A 20,042-nucleotide genomic window follows, 5' to 3' on the forward strand; every position below is an offset into this window, starting at 1 on the left:
GTTGATGGATTTCTCCAACAACTATCAACTCTTGACCATCAACTGCTCTGCGTCGAGCTAATATTTTAACATACTGAGATAAAGAAAAGTAAGTTTTTGTTTAGAAAGTTTCTTCTCCCGACCGTAGTCGGGAGAAAAGGGTGTACATAAGCTTACGGATTATTAGTACTACTCGACTATGACATTACTGCCTTTACATCTATAGCCTATCAACGTGGTCATCTTCCACGATCCTTAAAAGAAATCTCATCTTGTGGTGGGTTTCGCGCTTATATGCTTTCAGCGCTTATCCCTTCCAAACGTAGCTACTCTGCGGTGCCCCTGGCGGGACAACAGATACACTAGAGGTTTGTCCAATTCGGTCCTCTCGTACTAGAATCAGATCCACTCAAATTTCTAACGCCCACAGTAGATAGAGACCGAACTGTCTCACGACGTTCTGAACCCAGCTCGCGTGCCACTTTAATGGGCGAACAGCCCAACCCTTGGGACCTTCTCCAGCCCCAGGATGTGACGAGCCGACATCGAGGTGCCAAACCCCCCCGTCGATATGAGCTCTTGGGGGAGATCAGCCTGTTATCCCCGGCGTACCTTTTATCCTTTGAGCGATGGCCCTTCCATGCGGAACCACCGGATCACTATGCTCTACTTTCGTACCTGATCGACCTGTATGTCTCTCAGTCAAGCTCCCTTATGCCATTGCACTCTACGCACGGTTACCAAGCGTACTGAGGGAACCTTTAGAAGCCTCCGTTACTCTTTTGGAGGCGACCACCCCAGTCAAACTACCCACCAAGCAATGTCCCCCACACTATGGGGTTAGGCCTCAGATAAACAAAGGGTTGTATTTCAACAATGACTCCACAACGCCTGGCGACGCCGCTTCACAGTCTCCAACCTATCCTACACATCATTTATCCAAGGTCAATACTAAGCTATAGTAAAGGTGCACAGGGTCTTTTCGTCCCACTGCGGGTAAACGGCATCTTCACCGTTACTACAATTTCACCGAGCTCATGGCTGAGACAGTGTCCAGATCGTTACACCATTCGTGCAGGTCGGAACTTACCCGACAAGGAATTTCGCTACCTTAGGACCGTTATAGTTACGGCCGCCGTTTACTGGGGCTTCAATTCAATGCTTCTCCGAAGATAACATCTCCTCTTAACCTTCCAGCACCGGGCAGGTGTCAGGCCCTATACTTCATCTTACGATTTTGCAGAGCCCTGTGTTTTTGATAAACAGTCGCCTGGACCTCTTCACTGCGGCCCCGATTGCTCGGGGCGACCTTTCTCCCGAAGTTACAGGTCTATTTTGCCTAATTCCTTAGCCATGAATCTCTCGAGCACCTTAGGATTCTCTCCTCAACTACCTGTGTCGGTTTACGGTACTGGTACTAATTACCTGAAGTTTAGAGGTTTTTCTTGGAAGCCCTTAGGCGCACTATCTCTTTGTCCGAAGACTCCGAGTACTATCGTATTTCACCAGTCTCTGCGGATTTGCCTGCAGAGCCTATAGCTAGGTACTTTAACGAACTATTCCGTCAGTTCGCGGCGCTTTCATCACTCCGTCACCCCATCACAGTAATTAGTAGTACGGGAATATTAACCCGTTAGCCATCGACTGTCCCTTTCGGGTTCGCCTTAGGACCAGACTAACCCACAGCTGATTAGCATAGCTGTGGAAACCTTAGTTTTTCGGTGTGCGGGTTTCTCGCCCGCATTATCGTTACTTATGCCTACATTTTCTTTTCTAACCAGTCCAGCTCTCCTTACGAAAAACCTTCTGCCCTGTTAGAATGCTCCCCTACCACTTACAATTGCTTGTAAATCCATAGCTTCGGTAATATGCTTATGCCCGATTATTATCCATGCTCGTCCGCTCGACTAGTGAGCTGTTACGCACTCTTTAAATGAATGGCTGCTTCCAAGCCAACATCCTAGCTGTCTGGGCAGACAAACCTCGTTCTTTCAACTTAGCATATATTTGGGGACCTTAGCTGATGGTCTGGGTTCTTTCCCTCTCGGACTTGGACCTTAGCACCCAAGCCCTCACTGCTGAGAAACATTATACAGCATTCGGAGTTTGTCAGGAATTGGTAGGCGGTGAAGCCCCCGCATCCAATCAGTAGCTCTACCTCTATATAACTTAATTCAGCGCTGCACCTAAATGCATTTCGGGGAGTACGAGCTATTTCCGAGTTTGATTGGCCTTTCACCCCTACCCACAGGTCATCCGAAGACTTTTCAACGTCAACCGGTTCGGACCTCCACTGTGTGTTACCACAGCTTCATCCTGCCCATGGGTAGATCACACGGTTTCGCGTCTAACACTACTGACTAAAGCGCCCTATTCAGACTCGCTTTCGCTGCGGATCCATGGCTTAACCACTTATCCTTGCCAGCAGCGTTAACTCGTAGGCTCATTATGCAAAAGGCACGCCGTCACCCCACGAAAGGGCTCCGACCGCTTGTAAGCGTATGGTTTCAGGATCTATTTCACTCCGTTATTCACGGTTCTTTTCACCTTTCCCTCACGGTACTGGTTCACTATCGGTCTCTCAGGAGTATTTAGCCTTAGCGGATGGTCCCGCCAAATTCAGACAGGGTTTCACGTGCCCCGCCCTACTCAGGATACCACTATCTATTACATTTATTACCCATACGGGGCTGTCACCCTCTATGGCCCGACTTTCCAGTCAGTTCCGGTTCTGCATGCATAAAATGTCGTGGTCCTACAACCCCATCATTGCCGTAACAACAATGGTTTGGGCTAATCCGCGTTCGCTCGCCACTACTTACGGAATCACTTTTGTTTTCTTCTCCTCCGCCTACTTAGATGTTTCAGTTCAGCGGGTTTGCCCACCTATCGGTGTACTATGTCTTCAACATAGTGGGTTGCCCCATTCGGGTATCTGCGGATCAATCAATGTGTGCTTGTCCCCGCAGCTTTTCGCAGCTTATCACGCCCTTCATCGCCTCTGAGAGCCTAGGCATCCCCCATACGCCCTTATTTTGCTTATTGTACCAATCTTGTTAATTAAAACAAGACCGTTTTTTTTTGTTTTTTGTTATAAATAACAAAAAACGCTTTCTACTTTCTTATTATTTTCTTATCTCAATATGTCAATGAACTTTACGTGCTTCGCGCTTTACGCACTAGGCTTTAAGCTTACAGCCTGCGGCTTATAGCTTTTTGTGGAGAATAACGGAGTCGAACCGTTGACCTCCTGCGTGCAAGGCAGGCGCTCTAGCCAGCTGAGCTAATCCCCCATTTTTCAATCTTAGATTGTAGAATTCAGATTTTAGATTTAAATTCCTATCTAATTTCTTTGGTGAATCCCAGCTTCCAGAATTTCCTTTATTTCTTAAGTTTTCAGTTTTTAATTTGTTGTTTTTATAATTTACAATTCATAATTTATAATTAACAATTCTTAAAAAGTAGTCCCGGGCAGACTCGAACTGCCGACCCCTACATTATCAGTGTAGTACTCTAACCAGCTGAGCTACGAGACTCTGTTTTACTTAAGTTTTCATTATTTTTTTTAAATTAACAGCAAGAGTAATACAATCTCAGACTAAAACCAATAGGTTTCGCATCTTTTTCCCTCAGCGTGCATATAGCTAACACTAAGGCTCTAGAAAGGAGGTGTTCCAGCCGCACCTTCCGGTACGGCTACCTTGTTACGACTTAGCCCTAGTTACCAGTTTTACCCTAGGCAGCTCCTTGCGGTCACCGACTTCAGGCACCCCCAGCTTCCATGGCTTGACGGGCGGTGTGTACAAGGCCCGGGAACGTATTCACCGGATCATGGCTGATATCCGATTACTAGCGATTCCAGCTTCACGGAGTCGAGTTGCAGACTCCGATCCGAACTGTGACCGGCTTTATAGATTCGCTCCTGGTCACCCAGTGGCTGCTCTCTGTACCGGCCATTGTAGCACGTGTGTAGCCCAAGGCGTAAGGGCCGTGATGATTTGACGTCATCCCCACCTTCCTCACAGTTTGCACTGGCAGTCTTGTTAGAGTTCCCGACATGACTCGCTGGCAACTAACAACAGGGGTTGCGCTCGTTATAGGACTTAACCTGACACCTCACGGCACGAGCTGACGACAACCATGCAGCACCTTGTAAATTGTCTTGCGAAAGTTCTGTTTCCAAAACGGTCAATCTACATTTAAGCCTTGGTAAGGTTCCTCGCGTATCATCGAATTAAACCACATGCTCCACCGCTTGTGCGGGCCCCCGTCAATTCCTTTGAGTTTCATTCTTGCGAACGTACTCCCCAGGTGGGATACTTATCACTTTCGCTTAGCCACTGAAGTTGCCCCCAACAGCTAGTATCCATCGTTTACGGCGTGGACTACCAGGGTATCTAATCCTGTTCGCTCCCCACGCTTTCGTCCATCAGCGTCAATCCATTAGTAGTAACCTGCCTTCGCAATTGGTATTCCATGTAATATCTAAGCATTTCACCGCTACACTACATATTCTAGTTACTTCCTAATAATTCAAGTTCAGCAGTATCAATGGCCGTTCCACCGTTGAGCGATGGGCTTTCACCACTGACTTACTAAACCGCCTACGGACCCTTTAAACCCAATGATTCCGGATAACGCTTGGATCCTCCGTATTACCGCGGCTGCTGGCACGGAGTTAGCCGATCCTTATTCTTACGATACCGTCAAGTCCCGACACGTCGGGATGTTTCTTCTCGTACAAAAGCAGTTTACAATCCATAGGACCGTCATCCTGCACGCGGCATGGCTGGATCAGGCTTGCGCCCATTGTCCAATATTCCTCACTGCTGCCTCCCGTAGGAGTCTGGTCCGTGTCTCAGTACCAGTGTGGGGGATCTCCCTCTCAGGACCCCTACCCATCGTTGCCTTGGTAAGCCGTTACCTTACCAACTAGCTAATGGGACGCATGCTCATCTTTCACCGTTGTGACTTTAATAATTAAACCATGCGGCTTGATTATACTATGAGGTATTAATCCAAATTTCTCTGGGCTATCCCTCTGTGAAAGGCAGATTGCATACGCGTTACGCACCCGTGCGCCGGTCTCTATATCCGAAGACATATACCCCTCGACTTGCATGTGTTAAGCCTGCCGCTAGCGTTCATCCTGAGCCAGGATCAAACTCTTCATCGTATATTGTAATATTATATATTCGACGCTTCCTCTAGTGGTTTATTCTAATCTTACCGATTCTATTACTCTTATTCTTTTGTTCCGATCTGCATCGGAACGGCTGTCAATTCAATATGTCTACGAACGTATTTCTTTTTGTTTTCCGCTTGTCTCTCAAAGCGGGTGCAAAACTAAAACTTCTTTTTGTTTCTCGCAAGAAAAATTTAAAAAAAATTGAAACTTTTTTTTCGTTTCCTTTTTCTTAATTTCTCCTCCAGTCTCTCAATGAACTTCCGTGTTTTGCGGGGTGCAAATGTAAAAAGCATTTTCAAATCTCACAAGCTTTTTCTAATCTTTTTTCTGAAAAATTTTTCAGTTTTGATTTTTATTTCTTGCCAGTGTTTCAGGGAACGTCTTTCGCTGTTGCGGGTGCAAAAGTACACAACAATTCCAGTTACGCAAGCCTTTTCTCAAACTATTTTTAATCTTTTTTGCAATTATTTCTTAACTCCCTGATAACACAAGTTTTACAATTCAAACTTTTTTGAAACATTGTCAGGTTTTTCTGCAGTCCTTTGCTTTTTCCTTATTTTATACCCTTTCACCAATACCGTTTTTGAAGAGTTTTTATGTTTTGAGCCTTTTTTGACTGGTTTTGCCACAAAGGCACTAAGTCACAAAGATTGCTTTTTCTTCCGTTTTATTAATCTTGCAGAGACGCAGAGGCGCAAAGTTTCTATTTTTGGGATGTTTTTCTTTTGAAAACTCATGCCCTAGCCCCGATAGAAGTGGAAATCCTTTTATTTTGGGATTCAAAATAAAAGATTGGAGCGGATAGCGGGATTAAGCTCCTTATTAATCTTCAAACTTAAAAGACTTCGACTTCGCTCAGCCGGACAATCAGCATTCAAAACCTAACAATAGTTTCATTCAAGCCAGATAGTCTTTTTACTCTTATATATATTATAGTAGAGTTTTCTACTTATATATGTATACAAATAAACCCCGCAGGTTTTAAAACCCTGTCGGATTATAGAAATAATAGCTACTCTTAGTATTAGTATACCTAGCTTCTTACATAATAAAGTAATCTTCTACATATATATATTGTATGTATTTTTGTAATCACTTATATTTGCATTCACAAAATTATAAACAATGATCAAGATTACTTTACCCGATGGGTCAATTAGAGAGTTCGCTCAAGGCGTAACTCCAATGGAGGTCGCTAAAAACATTAGCGAAGGTTTTGCAAGAAATGTGATTTCTGCATCTTTTAATGGTACAACTATTGAAACCGAGACTCCGCTAACGACCGATGGTAATCTTATATTATATACTTGGAATGATGCTGAAGGTAAAAAAGCTTTCTGGCATTCGACTTCGCACGTAATGGCACAAGCTCTTGAGGAATTGTACCCTGGAATTAAATTAACTCTTGGGCCTGCAATTGCTAATGGATTTTACTATGATGTGGATTTTGAAGACCAAAAGATCTCTGAAGCTGATTTTAAAAAGATCGAAGATCGTGTTCTTGAGATTTCAAGAGGTAAACACGAATTTAAAATGCGTCCGGTTAGTAAGGCTGATGCATTAGAAATGTATAAAGACAATGTTTACAAGACTGAATTGATTTCTAATCTTGAAGACGGTACTATTACTTTTTGCGACCACTCTACTTTTACTGATTTATGTCGTGGTGGACATATTCCGAATACTGGAATCATCAAGGCTATGAAAATTATGAGCGTTGCTGGTGCTTATTGGAGAGGAGATGAAAAAAACAAGCAACTGACTCGTGTTTACGGAACTTCTTTCCCTAAGCAAAAAGATTTAACTGAATATCTTGAACTTCTTGAAGAAGCTAAGCGTCGTGACCACCGTAAATTAGGAAAGGAACTAGAATTGTTTGCTTTCTCTCAGAAAGTAGGCCAGGGTTTACCTTTATGGTTACCTAAAGGTGCTGCACTTAGAGAACGTTTAGAGCAATTTTTAAAGAGAGCTCAAAAGAAAGCAGGTTACGAGCAAGTTGTGAGTCCGCATATTGGACAAAAAGAACTTTATGTAACTTCTGGTCATTATGCTAAATATGGTGCTGATAGTTTTCAGCCGATACATACTCCTGCAGAAGGTGAAGAGTTTTTATTGAAACCTATGAACTGTCCTCACCACTGTGAGATTTACAATGTAAGACCTTGGTCGTATAAAGATTTACCTAAGCGTTATGCTGAATTTGGCACTGTATATAGATATGAGCAGTCTGGGGAATTACATGGTTTAACTCGTGTTAGAGGTTTTACTCAGGATGATGCGCACATTTTCTGTACTCCTGAACAATTGGATGAAGAGTTCAAAAAAGTAATTGACTTAGTATTATATGTATTTGGTTCGTTAGGTTTTGAAAACTTTACTGCTCAAATTTCATTGAGAGATCAAGAGGATAGAGAGAAATATATTGGTACAGATGAAAACTGGGAGAAAGCTGAAAACGCAATTATCAATGCTGCAGCTGACAAAGGTTTGAATACTGTAGTAGAATATGGTGAAGCTGCATTTTACGGACCTAAGCTTGACTTTATGGTTAAGGATGCTTTGGGAAGACAATGGCAGTTAGGAACAATTCAGGTTGATTATAACCTTCCTGAGCGTTTTGATTTAACATACAAAGGTGCTGATAATGAATTACATCGCCCTGTTATGATTCACAGAGCTCCTTTTGGATCTATGGAACGTTTTATAGCAATTTTACTAGAGCATACAGCAGGAAATTTCCCACTTTGGTTAATGCCTGAGCAGGCTATTATATTGTCTTTGAGCGAGAAATACGAAAATTATGCTAAAAAAGTTTTAGATTTGCTAGAAAATCACGAAATTCGCGCCCTAATTGACAACCGAAATGAAACTATCGGTAAGAAAATTAGAGATGCAGAAATGCAAAAAATTCCATTTATGCTTATCGTTGGTGAGGAGGAAGAGAAAAACGGCACTATTTCTATTCGCCGCCACGGCCAAGAAGGAAAAGGTAATATCACAGTTTCTATTGAAGAATTTGCTTCGATTGTAGACGAAGAAATAAAAAAGACATTAAAAGTATTTACAGTTTAACTTAAATTTAGAAAGTCATAGCAATAAAAAGTAACAGAGGTTTTCAACCTCGAGTAGAAAAAAAAGATGCACACAGAATAAATAACAATATTCGTGGTGTACAGGAAGTAAGGTTAGTAGGCGAGAACATCGAACCAGGTGTATTTAAGCTTGCAGAAGCTTTACGTCTAGCAGATCAGTTTGAATTAGACTTGGTTGAAATTTCGCCAAATGCTGAGCCGCCGGTTTGTAAAATCATGGATTACAAGAAATTTGTTTACGAACAAAAGAAACGTGATAAGGCATTAAAAGCTAAATCATCGCAGGTTGTAGTAAAAGAGATTCGTTTTGGTCCTCAAACAGATGAGCATGATTATGAATTTAAAAGAAAGAATGCTGAGAAGTTCTTAAAAGAGGGAGCAAAATTAAAAGCATTTGTTTTCTTTAAAGGACGTTCGATCATCTATAAAGATCAAGGACAGATTTTACTTTTACGTTTGGCAACAGATTTAGAAGAGCATGGTAAAGTTGAAGCTATGCCGGTTCTTGAAGGAAAGAGAATGATTATGTTCATTGCTCCGAAAAAGAAAAAATAATTATTTGCTATAAGCAGTAAGCAGTAAGCTTTAAGCAAAACCATTTGCCTAAAGCTTACTGCCTAAAGCCTAAAGCTTAGAAAATATAAGTAAGTAAGAATAAATTAAAACACTAGGAAAAATGCCTAAAATGAAAACTAAATCTAGCGCTAAGAAACGTTTTAAAGTTACTGGTTCTGGAAAGATTAAAAGAAAGCATGCTTTTAAAAGTCACATCTTGACTAAAAAATCTAAAAAACGTAAATTAGCTTTGACACACTCAGCGCTAGTTCACTCAACAGATATGAAAAGCATCAAACAACAATTAAGAATTATCTAATAATTCTTTAGGTTAAAAAATTATTTATATAACCTTGGAGTATGGCTTTCAAGTTCCTTTGATTCAATTCAGGACGCCTGCTACAAAAACACATTAAAATTATGCCAAGATCGGTAAATTCAGTTGCTAAAAGAGCAAGAAGAAAAAAAATAATGAAGCAAGCCAAAGGTTTCTTTGGTAGACGTAAAAACGTTTGGACAGTTGCTAAGAACGCGGTAGAGAAAGCGATGAGCTACGCTTACCGTGACAGAAAACAGAATAAAAGAAATTTCCGTTCATTATGGATTCAACGTATTAACGCTGGAGCTAGATTAGAAGGAATGTCTTATTCTCAATTCATGGGGAAAGTTAAAGCTAACGGAATCGAATTGAACCGTAAAGTTCTTGCAGATTTAGCTATGAACCACCCAGAAGCTTTCAAAGCAATACTTAATAAAGTAAAATAAACGTTTTATAAACTCAATTTAGATTACTTACTTATCATAAAGAAACCATTCGTTAATTCGGATGGTTTTTTGTTTTTACAACAATCTGCTTTATCTTTAAAATTCTTTTAATCAATCATAAAATGCTTACGCCTCTTCTTGACCACATAGAGAAATTCATAAAACTGGAGCTTTCAGAAATTGATATATTAGAAACATGTCTCAATATTTCTAAAGTAAAAAAGAAGGAGCATTTATTACAGGAAGGCCAAGTCTGCAATAGATTATATTTTATAGTAAAAGGCTGTGCCAGACAATATATCATCAATTCAAAAGGTACAGAACAAACTTTACAGTTCGCTATTGAAAATTGGTGGATTACAGACTACTTAAGTTATCACAATAACACTCCTTCAAGCTTCTACATTCAGACAGTTGAAAACTGTGAAGTGATAGCTGTTGAAAAAGGTACTTTAGAGTCTCTATTAATTGAAATTCCAAAACTGGAAAGATACTTTCGAATCGTTTCTCAAAAATCATTTGGTGCTGCTCAAATGAGAATTAAATTTTTATTTACAATGTCGGCAGAAGAGAGATACCATCATTTTAATAATTTAAACCCGGACTTTGTACAGCGTGTTCCTCAGTACATGCTTGCCTCCTATTTAGATTTTTCTGCTGAATTTATGAGTAAGATCAGGGCTGGAAAAGTATGATTTGAATTTCTTGAAGTAGTTCAAGTTTTTTAAGTTATACATAACTGACCTTTGTATCAAACTTTTAAAACATATAAAAATGAAATCAAGAATTCTTATTCCAGAAGCTGCCCCACAAGCTTATCAAGCATTGATGAGCTTAGAAAAATACATTTCTACTACTTCTCTAACTCCAACTCATAAAGAACTAATTAAAATACGTGCTTCTCAAATTAATGGCTGTGCCTATTGTATTAATATGCACACTGCTGATGCGAGAAAGCATGGCATTTCTGAGCAAAGAATATACTTAACAAGTGCATGGCGTGAAGCTGATGTTTATACTGAGGAAGAAAAAGCTATTTTAGCTTTAACAGAGCAGGTAACTTTAATTAACAACCATGTTACTGACGAAGTTTATCAAAATGCTGCAAACTTATTTGATGAAAAATATTTAGCAGAAATTATTCTTGCCATTATTACAATTAACTCTTGGAACAGACTAGCTATTACAACTGGATTGAGAGCAGTATAATTCTTTTATAAGGATAAATTTTACAACATTTATAAAATCTATAAACCCTCCTGCCAGAGGGTTTCTTTGTATTTACCTGTAAATGAGACTTGGATAAATAGAAATTCAATCATTTTACTAAAACAGGTATTTATACTCTTTCATAGGAATTTAGGTTTTCTATTTTTGGCTTATGATTTCAAAATACACTACGATAACTTCATCTTTTACAGCAGTTTCTTTTGTCTTTTTTGTATCTCTAAAGGAGTATTATAAGCATTCAAAATTTAAAAAAACATAACTAAAAAATATAGTGATTATAAATCTTCATCAGATTTTTTTATATGATTTTTTATAAGTCATGATAAAATACGGAAAACCACATTAAGATCATAAACAAGAGAATTAATTTTGAAAAAAAAACAATAGGCTTCAATTTATTATAAAATAAGATTTGTATGTTCAAAAAGGTTTTAATTGCAGAGGACATCGACAGTATTAGTGTAACGGTTATAAAAGTTCTTGAAGAATTAGAAATTCCGGTAATTCATTATGTAAAATATTATGATGACGGCTTGTTAAAAATCAAAAAAAGCCTTCTTGACAACGACCCGTATGATTTGCTAATTACCGATTTATCCTTTAAAACAGATCATCGCAACACCAATATTTTGAATGGCGAAGAGCTTATTAACTCTGTGAATAAGGTATATCCTCAACTAAAGAAAATTGTATTTTCGACAGAAGATAAATCTTACAGAATAAAAAAACTTTTTAGTGAATTAAAAATCAATGCTTATGTTTCTAAAGGACGAAACAGCATTGAGGAGTTAAAAACTGCCATACAAAAGACTTTTAAAGATGAAGAGAAAATACTTTCATCAGATTTAAGCTTTAGTTTTAATGACAAATCTTTAATTGAAATAGAATCTTATGATATTTCTATTTTGACTCTTATGGCAAGAGGCTATATTTTAGGGAGCATTTCAAATGAATTTAAAGCAAAATCGATAACACCGAACGGAACCAGCAGCATTGAGAAACGAATTAATAAATTAAAAGTATATTTTAAAGCTAATAACAATGTGCATTTAATTGCTATAGCCAAAGATTATGGCTTAATTTAAATTCTATTAAACTTTATGAAAACTAAATATAAATTTGATCTGATATCAAAGATCAACACAGCCAGCAATAAAATTATCATAAAAACGGTACTGCTTTGCCTTTTCTTGTCTATATGTTTTGCTTATGTTTCTGAAAAAACCGGCTGGTTAGAAGTAGACTGGAAGATTATTTTTATACCTGCATTACTCGTTTTACAAATAATAATTATTGGAAAAGCTTTACAAAACAGGTACAAAAAGCTTTAAACATTTTGATTATAAAATATCTAAATGCTTATATTTGATTTTTTTTAAGCCTCATGAAAATCATTATAAATTACGTTCTCTTATTATTCATTTCTTTCCAATCTTTTTCGCAGACTAAGATTATTTCCTGGAATCTGGAAAACTTCGGAAAATCGAAATCACAGCCTGCTTTAAATTTTATAGCTAATACTGTACGGGATTATGACATTGTTGCAGTTCAGGAAGTTGTTGCCGGATATGGCGGTTCGCAGACTGTTGCAAAACTTGCAGCATTGCTAAATGAAAAAGGGGCAAAATGGGATTATACTATTAGTGATCCTACAAGCGGGAACAGTTATAAAAAAGAACGTTATGCTTTTCTTTGGAAAACAAATAAAGCCAAGTTAAAAGGAGAGCCATGGCTTGAAAAAAAGTATCATTTAGAAATTGACCGTGAGCCCTATTTTGCAACTTTCGAAATAAACAAAAAAACACTTACACTAGTCAATTTTCATGCGATCACAAAAAGCAAACAGCCGGAAACTGAAATTAAATATTTTAAGTTTCTGCCTCAGCAATACCCCAATCTCAATTTAGTATTTACCGGAGATTTTAACTGCCCTCAATCGCATACAGTTTTTAATCCATTAAAAAAAATGGGATATGCTTCGATGCTGCAAAAGCAAAAAACTACTTTAAAGCAAAAATGTCAAAGTGACAATTGTCTTGCATCTGAATTTGATAATATATTTTACAATCCAAATAAATTAAAATACGTCAATTCAGGAGTTATTTTATTCTATGAAAAATTTGATTCGTTAAAGGAAGCACGCAAAATATCTGACCATATTCCGATTTGGTTTCAATTCTCTTTAAATTAAAAATTACGTTTTAAGCTTTTTCTTTTTGGCCGCAGGAAACAAAACATTGTTTAGAATTAAGCGATATCCGGGAGAATTTGGATGTAAATCTAAAACTGTTGGCGGATCTCCAACCTGATGTTGAAAATCTTCAGGATCATGGCCTCCAAAAAAAGTAAACATTCCTTTTCCTTTTTCACCATGAATATATCTTGCTTCACCGTTAAGCTCGCAAGTACCCATTACTAATACATTCGATTTTACTAATGTTTCATTAAAAGAGGTCGTTTGTCCCATAAATCCTTTTACCAATTGTGTATGATTTTGACATAACATACTTGGAATTGGATCCCATTTTGCAGAAAATTCCATTAATGTAAAATAGTCTTTTTCCATTGGAACTCTTCTTTTTGCAGTCATATCAATATCTGAGAATTCATAAACTTCTGGTCTTCGCTCTAAAACAAAATCTTTGAATGCGAAAGAATTACCATAATTTAATTTTGATTGATAATTAGATTCACTTGGATCTCCGTCAAACATGGTTTCGCAAATATCAACTCCGTCTGCAGCAAGTGCAATATCAAAACTATCAGTCGCAGAACACATGGCAAACATAAACCCTCCGCCAATGACAAAATCCCTGATTTTTTTTGCTACTGCACCTTTTTCCTGAGAAACTTTAGAATAACCGAGTTTCGAAGCTAAAACTTCAGCATCTTTTTTCTGTTCGATATACCAGGGTGTATTTTTATAAGCGGCATAAAATTTTCCATATTGTCCGGTAAAGTCTTCATGATGTAAATGCAGCCAATCATATAATAATAATTGATCATTTAAAACTTCTTCGTCATATATTGGAGTAAATGGAATTTCAGCATAAGTCAAGACCAATGTTACAGCATCATCCCAAGGCTGTTTTCCTTTTGGAGTATAAACTGCAATTTTTGGTGCTTTTTCAAGAATAACTGATTCCATATTTTGTGACGGGCTCGAGATATCATTTAAAATTGAGGCTTCTTCACTATCTGAAAGTATCTCAAAGCTAACTCCCCGAATTTTACATTCTTTACGAATTTCATCAGCATCCGGCAATAAAAATGAGCCTCCACGATAATTAAGCAACCAGCTTGCCTTATAATCTCTGCTTAAACACCAATAGGTGATACCATAAGCTTTTAGGTGATTTTGCTGCGTTGTTTCATCCATCGGAAGTAAAATAAACGAGGCTTTTGCATTAATGGAAAGCAATAAAATGAAAATATAAACTAAACTTTTTTTCATCAAAAAATATTTTAAGTAAAGATATAAAGGATGCTTATAAAAATACAATAGAGGAGCCGTTTTATAGTGCCATAAAACTGTTAATTAACAAGAAAATAAAAGGTTCGAAGATTGAAATTTTGTAAAAAACAGGTAAAAACACCTAAACTATGACAGCTTTTTCTACCTAAATTTGGAATCTTAAAATCGATCAAACTAATCGATTAAAAATCAACCCAATGAATTATAACCAAAACAATCAACCAAAGGATTTTAGTATAATGCAAAAAATAGGCCTTTGTGTGCTCATTTTTACAATAATCGTTTATTATGTTTTATCGATTCAATTTTTAACAAGCTAAGTTTACAATGTCAAAACTGCAATTTCATTTTGAATAGCATAAACTACCAAACCGGCAATATTTCGTGATTCAGTTTTTAGCAGTAAATTATTTCGATGTCCTTCTACAGTTCGCGGACTTAAAAAAAGATGTTCTGCTATTTCTGTAGTTGTTTTTTGCTGGCAGATAAGCTGAAGAATTTCAATTTCGCGCGGAGAAAGAAAACTTGTTTCAAGACTGCCTTTTGAGTTCTTTGAAGATACTATGGTTTCCTGAATCGTTTTTAATACATTTTCGTTGTAAAAAAATCCTTTTCTGTTGACTTCATTAATCGTTTTGATCAGATCTTTTGGGGTTGTATTTTTAATGAGGTATGCAACTGCTCCTACCTGAATCATATTTGCAATAAATGATTTCGAATCATAACTGGTTAGAGCTATAATTTTAATGTCAGGAAAAGATTTTCGGATAATTTTGGTTGCTTCGACACCATTTAAAACCGGCATTTTCAAATCCATGATAATAATATCCGGCTTGACATCATTATTTTGTAATTTGTTAACCAGCTCTTCACCGTTTGAAGCTTCAAAAATAATTTCAATATTGTCTTCTCTTTGCAATAAAAAAGCTATTCCTTTTCGAAACAATACTTCGTCATCGACTAAGGCGATTTTAATTACGGCATTCATTTTGTCTGTTTTTGGTCATTTGGTTTCCCGAAATTACAAAATATGAATTAATAATAGCTACAGAACCTTATTTTATTGATGCTAAAGCGTAATTATTTACTAAAATTTATATTAAAAGGTAAAAATTACAGCAATACCTTTATCTATTTCTGAATCTATTTTTATAGTTCCGTTTAAAAAGGAAACCCTGCTGTCAATATTTTTCATTCCAAGCCCTTTTTGATTCTCAATTTTTTTGCTGTCAAAACCAATTCCGTTATCTTCATAATAGCAGGTATTTATTCCATTATTGTTTTTAAACGCAATCCAAATTTCTGTTGCTTTACCATGACGGAGCGAATTATTCATTAATTCCTGCAAAATTCTAAAAATATGTAATTGACGATCAATATCATCATCAAAATCAAGTTCATTTTTATAATAGGTTTTAACCGATTTACTGGTTTCAAATTCTTCACATAACTCTTCAACACCGGCATTTAATCCAAATTTTTCAAAAACCGGCGGTAATAAATTATGAGCAATTTTTCTGGAATTTTCTAAGGCTTTTGCAGTCAAACTAATAATATTTTCAGTAATCTCGTTAGTTTCTTCTGCTGTTAAATTAGGTGCAGAAAGTAAATGAGTATTTAAGGAAACAATGTTAAGTTTTGAGCTTATATCATCATGCAAATCTTGTGCAATACGCTTACGTTCTTCTTCCTGCGTCACTATAATTGCATGAAGCTGTTCTTTTTGATACTGCAGCACCAGGTCTTTTTTCTCAAGTTCTTTTTGAATTATTTTTTTTCTGGAGAAATAGAAAAATATGATTAATACTACGGCTACAATTATAAAGAAAAGTGAAATGTATAATATAATTGCGACAAGTTCTTTTTCTGGGATTGAATGGGGATTCATATCAAAATTTCTATATTAAATATTTAGAATTTAAGTCACCTGACCTTTTACGTAAAAACTTTTCATCCATTCATATAGAATCAATAAGTGGTAAATTATAAATAAAAATGCGTTTAGCTTCCATGAAAGATATTTTACATTTTCACTTAGAGTTAATGTCAGATTTCCAACCAAATACAAAATTGTAGAACCTAACATAAAAAGAATAACTGCAATTGTAACATAATAATATGTTCTATTTTCTGTAAGCATATTATAAAAATGCAATAACGCAAAAACCACTATCATGAGAGAAGTAATAGTAATCTCAAATAAATTAAATTTAAAAAATAGTTCCGGGTAAATGTAAAACTGAATTCCTAAAATTAATAGGGTAAAAAGAAGCCCTATCTTTACCAATAGCTTTTGTATCTTCAATTTTAAAATAGAATAATAGAATAAGCCCAAAAAAAGCATTTGACCTATAACGAATATATTTACAACAACTAAATTACTCATATGCAGGGAATAAATCAATTCCATTGAAAATTGCATTACAAATGAAAAAGCTAAGTAGGAAACAAAAAAAACATTAGCTTTTTCCTTACGGAAAAAGCTAGATGTATATAGTATTAGATTTATTAATAAAATCAAATAACCTGAATAAATTAAAAAATCATCCACTTTAAATATTTTATTTTAAATTAATATGGAGGACTAGGACGTGTACCATCATACACAACATCTTCAGTTTCATCTGCTGCTTTGTTTTGTAGTGATGGTGAATGTCCGTAAACATCTACATATTTACCCGTTTCCTTGTCGTATTTTGCACCTACAAAAAGCAAAGTCTTTTCTTTTTGATCATTGATACCAAGATAAGCACGAACTGCATCTGTTTCTAGCGCAAGTACTTTTTCTAAACTTTCGCGTGGTATTAAAAAAGATTTTACTTTGTTTTCACGGGTTTCGATCGTGGTATCATCCACGTATCTTTTTTCCCATACTTCAGCAGTTGCCAACGGAATTTGAATAGGCCCTGGAAAGGTTTCTTCGCTCATAGTTTTTAATTTAATTAGTTAATAATTATAAATTTGTTTTATGGTTTTGCTAATCTACCGAATTAATTTTTTATAAGAAATATTATTTTGTGAAATTATGGGTTATAAAATTTAGTTTTTAAAACAAAAAAATCTTTACAAGCAGTCAGCTCATAAAGATTTTTCTATTTTAAAATTTCATTCTAATTAAAACGGAACATCACTGTCATCGTCGTCATCATTTAAATTGCTTCCAAAAGCTTCATTTGCAGAAGGAAGGTTTTTAGTAATGAACGGATTATCGTCATGGTTCATTTTTGAAGGCAGATCATCATATCCTCCGCTGAAATCTTCAAGGTTATCAAACTTACCTAAATGTCCTAAGAATTTTAAACGAATATTTTCAAGTCCACCGTTACGGTGTTTGGCTATAATAAATTCAGCCTGACCTGCTGTTGGTGATTGTTCATCATCATCCCATTCTTCAATTTTATAATATTCCGGACGATAAATAAATGATACAATATCGGCATCCTGCTCAATCGCTCCAGATTCACGAAGATCCGATAGCAGCGGGCGTTTACTTGAGCCACGGGTTTCAACGGCACGCGATAACTGAGATAATGCAATAACCGGAACGTTTAGCTCTTTTGCCAATGCTTTTAAGTTTCGCGAAATTGTAGAGATTTCCTGCTCACGATTCCCTCCTCCTTTACCATTTCCTCCCGCAGTCATTAACTGCAAATAATCAATAATGATTAATTTAATGCCGTGCTGCGAAGCTAAACGACGACATTTTGCACGTAAATCAAAAATCGAAAGTGAAGGTGTATCATCAATAAATAATGGGGCTTTTTCTAAATCTTTAACTTTAGTACTCAGCTGTTCCCATTCGTGTTTTTCTAATTTTCCTGTTCTTAGTTTTTCTGAAGACAATCCTGTTTCAGAAGAAATAAGCCTCGTAATCAACTGAACCGAAGCCATCTCAAGCGAGAAAACTGCTACTGCATGCCCAAACTGGATAGCCACATTTCGCGCCATCGAAAGTACGAATGCTGTTTTACCCATACCCGGACGAGCTGCAATAATAATTAAATCCGAAGGCTGCCAACCGGAAGTTACCTGATCTAGTTTTTCAAAACCAGTTGCAATACCACTCAAACCCTCTTTACCGGCAATTTCTTCAATACGTTTCTTTGCTTGTAAAACTAAACTTTGGGCAGTTTCAGAACTACGTTTAATATTTCCCTGCGTTACTTCGTATAATTTTGATTCGGCTTTGTCTAGTAAATCAAATACGTCTGTAGTTTCATCATACGATTCTTCGATAATTTCAGAAGAAATTCTAATCAAACTTCTTTGTATAAATTTTTGAAGAATAATACGCGAGTGAAATTCGATGTGTGCAGAAGAAGCAATTTTCTGCGTAAGCTGAATTAAATAAAAATCTCCTCCTGCTAATTCTAATTTTCCATTTTTCTTTAACTGAGTCGAAACCGTCAGCAAATCTATTGGCTGTGTTTCGGTAAAAAGCTGTAAGATCGCTTCAAAAATATGTTTATGCGCGTCTTTGTAAAAAGCATCGGGCTGTAAAATATCAATTACGTCATCTACCCCTTTTTTATCAATCATCATCGCACCAAGCACAGCCTCCTCCAGATCAAGAACCTGCGGAGGAAGTTTTCCTTTTTCGAGATTAATAATAGTGGTTTTATCTACCTTTACAGGATTTACATTCTTGAAATTTTCCATATAGCGAAAGTAACAAAATTTAAAAAAAAATTGTTATCTAGTTATAACTATTAAATGTTTATAAATATTTTCCTTTTGTTGATAACCAAAAAAAAATCCGAAACCGCAGGGCTTCGGATTTTTAATCATATTAGATGAATTTACTCTTTATACTCGCCCATATTACTGTATTTGTCCATTCTTTGGGCAATTAACTCGGCTGTTGATAAGTCTTTCAATTCGTTATATCCTTTGGTAATGTATTCTGCCACTGTTTTAAAAGTAGTTTCGCGGTCGTAGTGCGCTCCGCCAAGTGGTTCAGGAATTACATCATCAACTAATTTTTGTTTTTTCATGTCAGATGAAGTCAATTTTAAAGCATCGGCAGCACGTTCTTTGTACTCCCAGCTTTTCCATAAAATTGAAGAACATGATTCTGGAGAAATTACAGAATACCATGTATTCTCTAACATATAAACTTTGTCTCCAACGCCTATTCCTAGAGCTCCTCCAGAAGCTCCTTCACCTACAATAATGGTAATGATTGGCACTTGCAGACGAACCATTTCGAAAATATTTCTTGCAATAGCTTCTCCTTGTCCTCTTTCTTCGGCTTCAAGTCCTGGATATGCACCTGGAGTATCTACCAAAGTTAAAACCGGAATTCCGAATTTCTCTGCCATTTTCATCAAACGCAAAGCTTTGCGATATCCTTCTGGATTTGCCATACCAAAATTACGGTATTGACGTGTTTTTGTATTAAAACCTTTTTGCTGCCCAATAATCATAAACGATTGCCCGTTTACTTTACCAAGACCGCCAACCATTGCTTTATCATCTTTAAAACCTCTGTCTCCATGAAGTTCTAAGAAAGTATCACCACAGATTGCTCTGATATAATCTAAAGTATAAGGTCTGTTTGGATGTCTTGACAATTGTACACGCTGCCAAGCCGTAAGGTTTTTGTATATATCTTTTTTAGTTTGTTCTAATTTCTTGTTGATTTCTTTACAAGTTGGCGTAACATCAACATCAGATTCTTTTCCAATTATAACACACTTTTCTAACTGTTCTTCAAGTTCTTTTATTGGAAGCTCAAAATCTAAATATTCCATGGATT

16 protein-coding genes, 2 tRNA genes and 2 rRNA genes are annotated in these 20,042 nt (G+C 36.6%); 9 read left to right on the forward strand and 11 right to left on the reverse strand.

The window, feature by feature from the left end; genetic code table 11:
- Nucleotides 1-142: 142 nt before the first annotated feature.
- The 4 genes from AABD74_RS00120 to AABD74_RS00135 form a co-directional block, all read right to left on the reverse strand.
- Nucleotides 143-3,024 (reverse strand): 23S ribosomal RNA (locus AABD74_RS00120).
- A gap of 174 nt (nt 3,025-3,198) precedes the next feature.
- Nucleotides 3,199-3,272 (reverse strand) — tRNA-Ala (locus AABD74_RS00125).
- Between the two features lie 169 nt (nt 3,273-3,441).
- Nucleotides 3,442-3,515: transfer RNA gene (locus AABD74_RS00130), tRNA-Ile, on the reverse strand.
- A 126-nt stretch (nt 3,516-3,641) separates the two neighbouring features.
- Nucleotides 3,642-5,155: ribosomal RNA gene (locus tag AABD74_RS00135) — 16S ribosomal RNA — on the reverse strand.
- Together the 16S and 23S rRNA genes with 2 tRNA genes alongside form the textbook arrangement of a ribosomal RNA operon.
- A 1,137-nt stretch (nt 5,156-6,292) precedes the next feature.
- Here AABD74_RS00135 and thrS point away from each other — a divergent pair.
- The 9 genes from thrS to AABD74_RS00180 all read left to right on the forward strand — a co-directional run bounded on the left by thrS (nt 6,293) and on the right by AABD74_RS00180 (nt 13,000).
- Nucleotides 6,293-8,239: a threonine--tRNA ligase gene (gene thrS, locus AABD74_RS00140; RefSeq protein ID WP_232683152.1), complete on the forward strand. Its 1,947-nt coding sequence runs from the start codon at nt 6,293-6,295 to the stop codon at nt 8,237-8,239.
- 23 nt (nt 8,240-8,262) lie between these two features.
- Complete coding sequence (infC, locus tag AABD74_RS00145; protein ID WP_073489566.1) at nt 8,263-8,814, forward strand: translation initiation factor IF-3; 552 nt, start codon at nt 8,263-8,265, stop codon at nt 8,812-8,814.
- Between the two features lie 121 nt (nt 8,815-8,935).
- The gene (gene rpmI, locus AABD74_RS00150) at nt 8,936-9,133 is read left to right on the forward strand and encodes a 50S ribosomal protein L35 (RefSeq protein WP_007810722.1); all 198 of its coding nucleotides are present in this window, start codon (nt 8,936-8,938) and stop codon (nt 9,131-9,133) included.
- Nucleotides 9,134-9,234: 101 nt separating this feature from the next.
- Nucleotides 9,235-9,579 carry a 50S ribosomal protein L20 gene (gene rplT / locus AABD74_RS00155; protein WP_008464948.1) on the forward strand — a complete coding sequence of 115 codons (345 nt, stop codon included), beginning with the start codon at nt 9,235-9,237 and terminating at the stop codon, nt 9,577-9,579.
- 122 nt (nt 9,580-9,701) lie between these two features.
- A complete protein-coding gene (locus tag AABD74_RS00160) occupies nt 9,702-10,274 on the forward strand; it encodes a Crp/Fnr family transcriptional regulator (protein WP_232683153.1) in 573 nt (190 codons plus the stop codon).
- 79 nt (nt 10,275-10,353) lie between these two features.
- Complete coding sequence (locus AABD74_RS00165; RefSeq protein WP_056201556.1) at nt 10,354-10,788, forward strand: carboxymuconolactone decarboxylase family protein; 435 nt, start codon at nt 10,354-10,356, stop codon at nt 10,786-10,788.
- Between the two features lie 437 nt (nt 10,789-11,225).
- Nucleotides 11,226-11,894 carry a response regulator gene (locus AABD74_RS00170; RefSeq protein WP_406844334.1) on the forward strand — a complete coding sequence of 223 codons (669 nt, stop codon included), beginning with the start codon at nt 11,226-11,228 and terminating at the stop codon, nt 11,892-11,894.
- Nucleotides 11,895-11,909: 15 nt separating this feature from the next.
- Nucleotides 11,910-12,140 (forward strand): hypothetical protein, encoded by a 231-nt coding sequence (locus AABD74_RS00175; RefSeq protein WP_369010204.1) that lies wholly within the window; start codon nt 11,910-11,912, stop codon nt 12,138-12,140.
- A gap of 53 nt (nt 12,141-12,193) precedes the next feature.
- The gene (locus AABD74_RS00180; RefSeq protein ID WP_232683155.1) at nt 12,194-13,000 is read left to right on the forward strand and encodes an endonuclease/exonuclease/phosphatase family protein; all 807 of its coding nucleotides are present in this window, start codon (nt 12,194-12,196) and stop codon (nt 12,998-13,000) included.
- Between the two features lie 3 nt (nt 13,001-13,003).
- On the opposite strand, the gene AABD74_RS00185 is transcribed toward AABD74_RS00180, so the two are convergent.
- The 7 genes from AABD74_RS00185 to AABD74_RS00215 form a co-directional block, all read right to left on the reverse strand.
- Complete coding sequence (locus AABD74_RS00185) at nt 13,004-14,263, reverse strand: asparagine synthetase B (protein ID WP_406844335.1); 1,260 nt, start codon at nt 14,261-14,263, stop codon at nt 13,004-13,006.
- A gap of 343 nt (nt 14,264-14,606) precedes the next feature.
- A complete protein-coding gene (locus AABD74_RS00190; RefSeq protein ID WP_232683158.1) occupies nt 14,607-15,272 on the reverse strand; it encodes a response regulator transcription factor in 666 nt (221 codons plus the stop codon).
- Between the two features lie 111 nt (nt 15,273-15,383).
- On the reverse strand, nt 15,384-16,172 hold the full coding sequence (locus AABD74_RS00195) for a sensor histidine kinase (protein ID WP_406844336.1): 789 nt from the start codon (nt 16,170-16,172) through the stop codon (nt 15,384-15,386).
- Nucleotides 16,173-16,202: 30 nt separating this feature from the next.
- Nucleotides 16,203-16,424, reverse strand: coding sequence for a hypothetical protein (locus AABD74_RS00200; protein ID WP_232683160.1), 222 nt, complete (start codon nt 16,422-16,424; stop codon nt 16,203-16,205).
- Nucleotides 16,425-16,855: 431 nt separating this feature from the next.
- Entirely contained in the window at nt 16,856-17,212 is a 357-nt protein-coding gene (locus tag AABD74_RS00205; protein ID WP_406844337.1) for a hypothetical protein, read from the reverse strand.
- Nucleotides 17,213-17,398: 186 nt separating this feature from the next.
- Nucleotides 17,399-18,943: a replicative DNA helicase gene (dnaB, locus tag AABD74_RS00210; protein ID WP_056201522.1), complete on the reverse strand. Its 1,545-nt coding sequence runs from the start codon at nt 18,941-18,943 to the stop codon at nt 17,399-17,401.
- Nucleotides 18,944-19,083: 140 nt separating this feature from the next.
- The gene (locus AABD74_RS00215) at nt 19,084-20,037 is read right to left on the reverse strand and encodes an acetyl-CoA carboxylase carboxyltransferase subunit alpha (protein WP_232683162.1); all 954 of its coding nucleotides are present in this window, start codon (nt 20,035-20,037) and stop codon (nt 19,084-19,086) included.
- Between the last annotated feature and the right edge of the window lie 5 nt (nt 20,038-20,042).

Source organism: Flavobacterium soyae, from assembly GCF_045348165.1.
GTDB classification, from domain to species: Bacteria; Bacteroidota; Bacteroidia; order Flavobacteriales; family Flavobacteriaceae; genus Flavobacterium; species Flavobacterium soyae.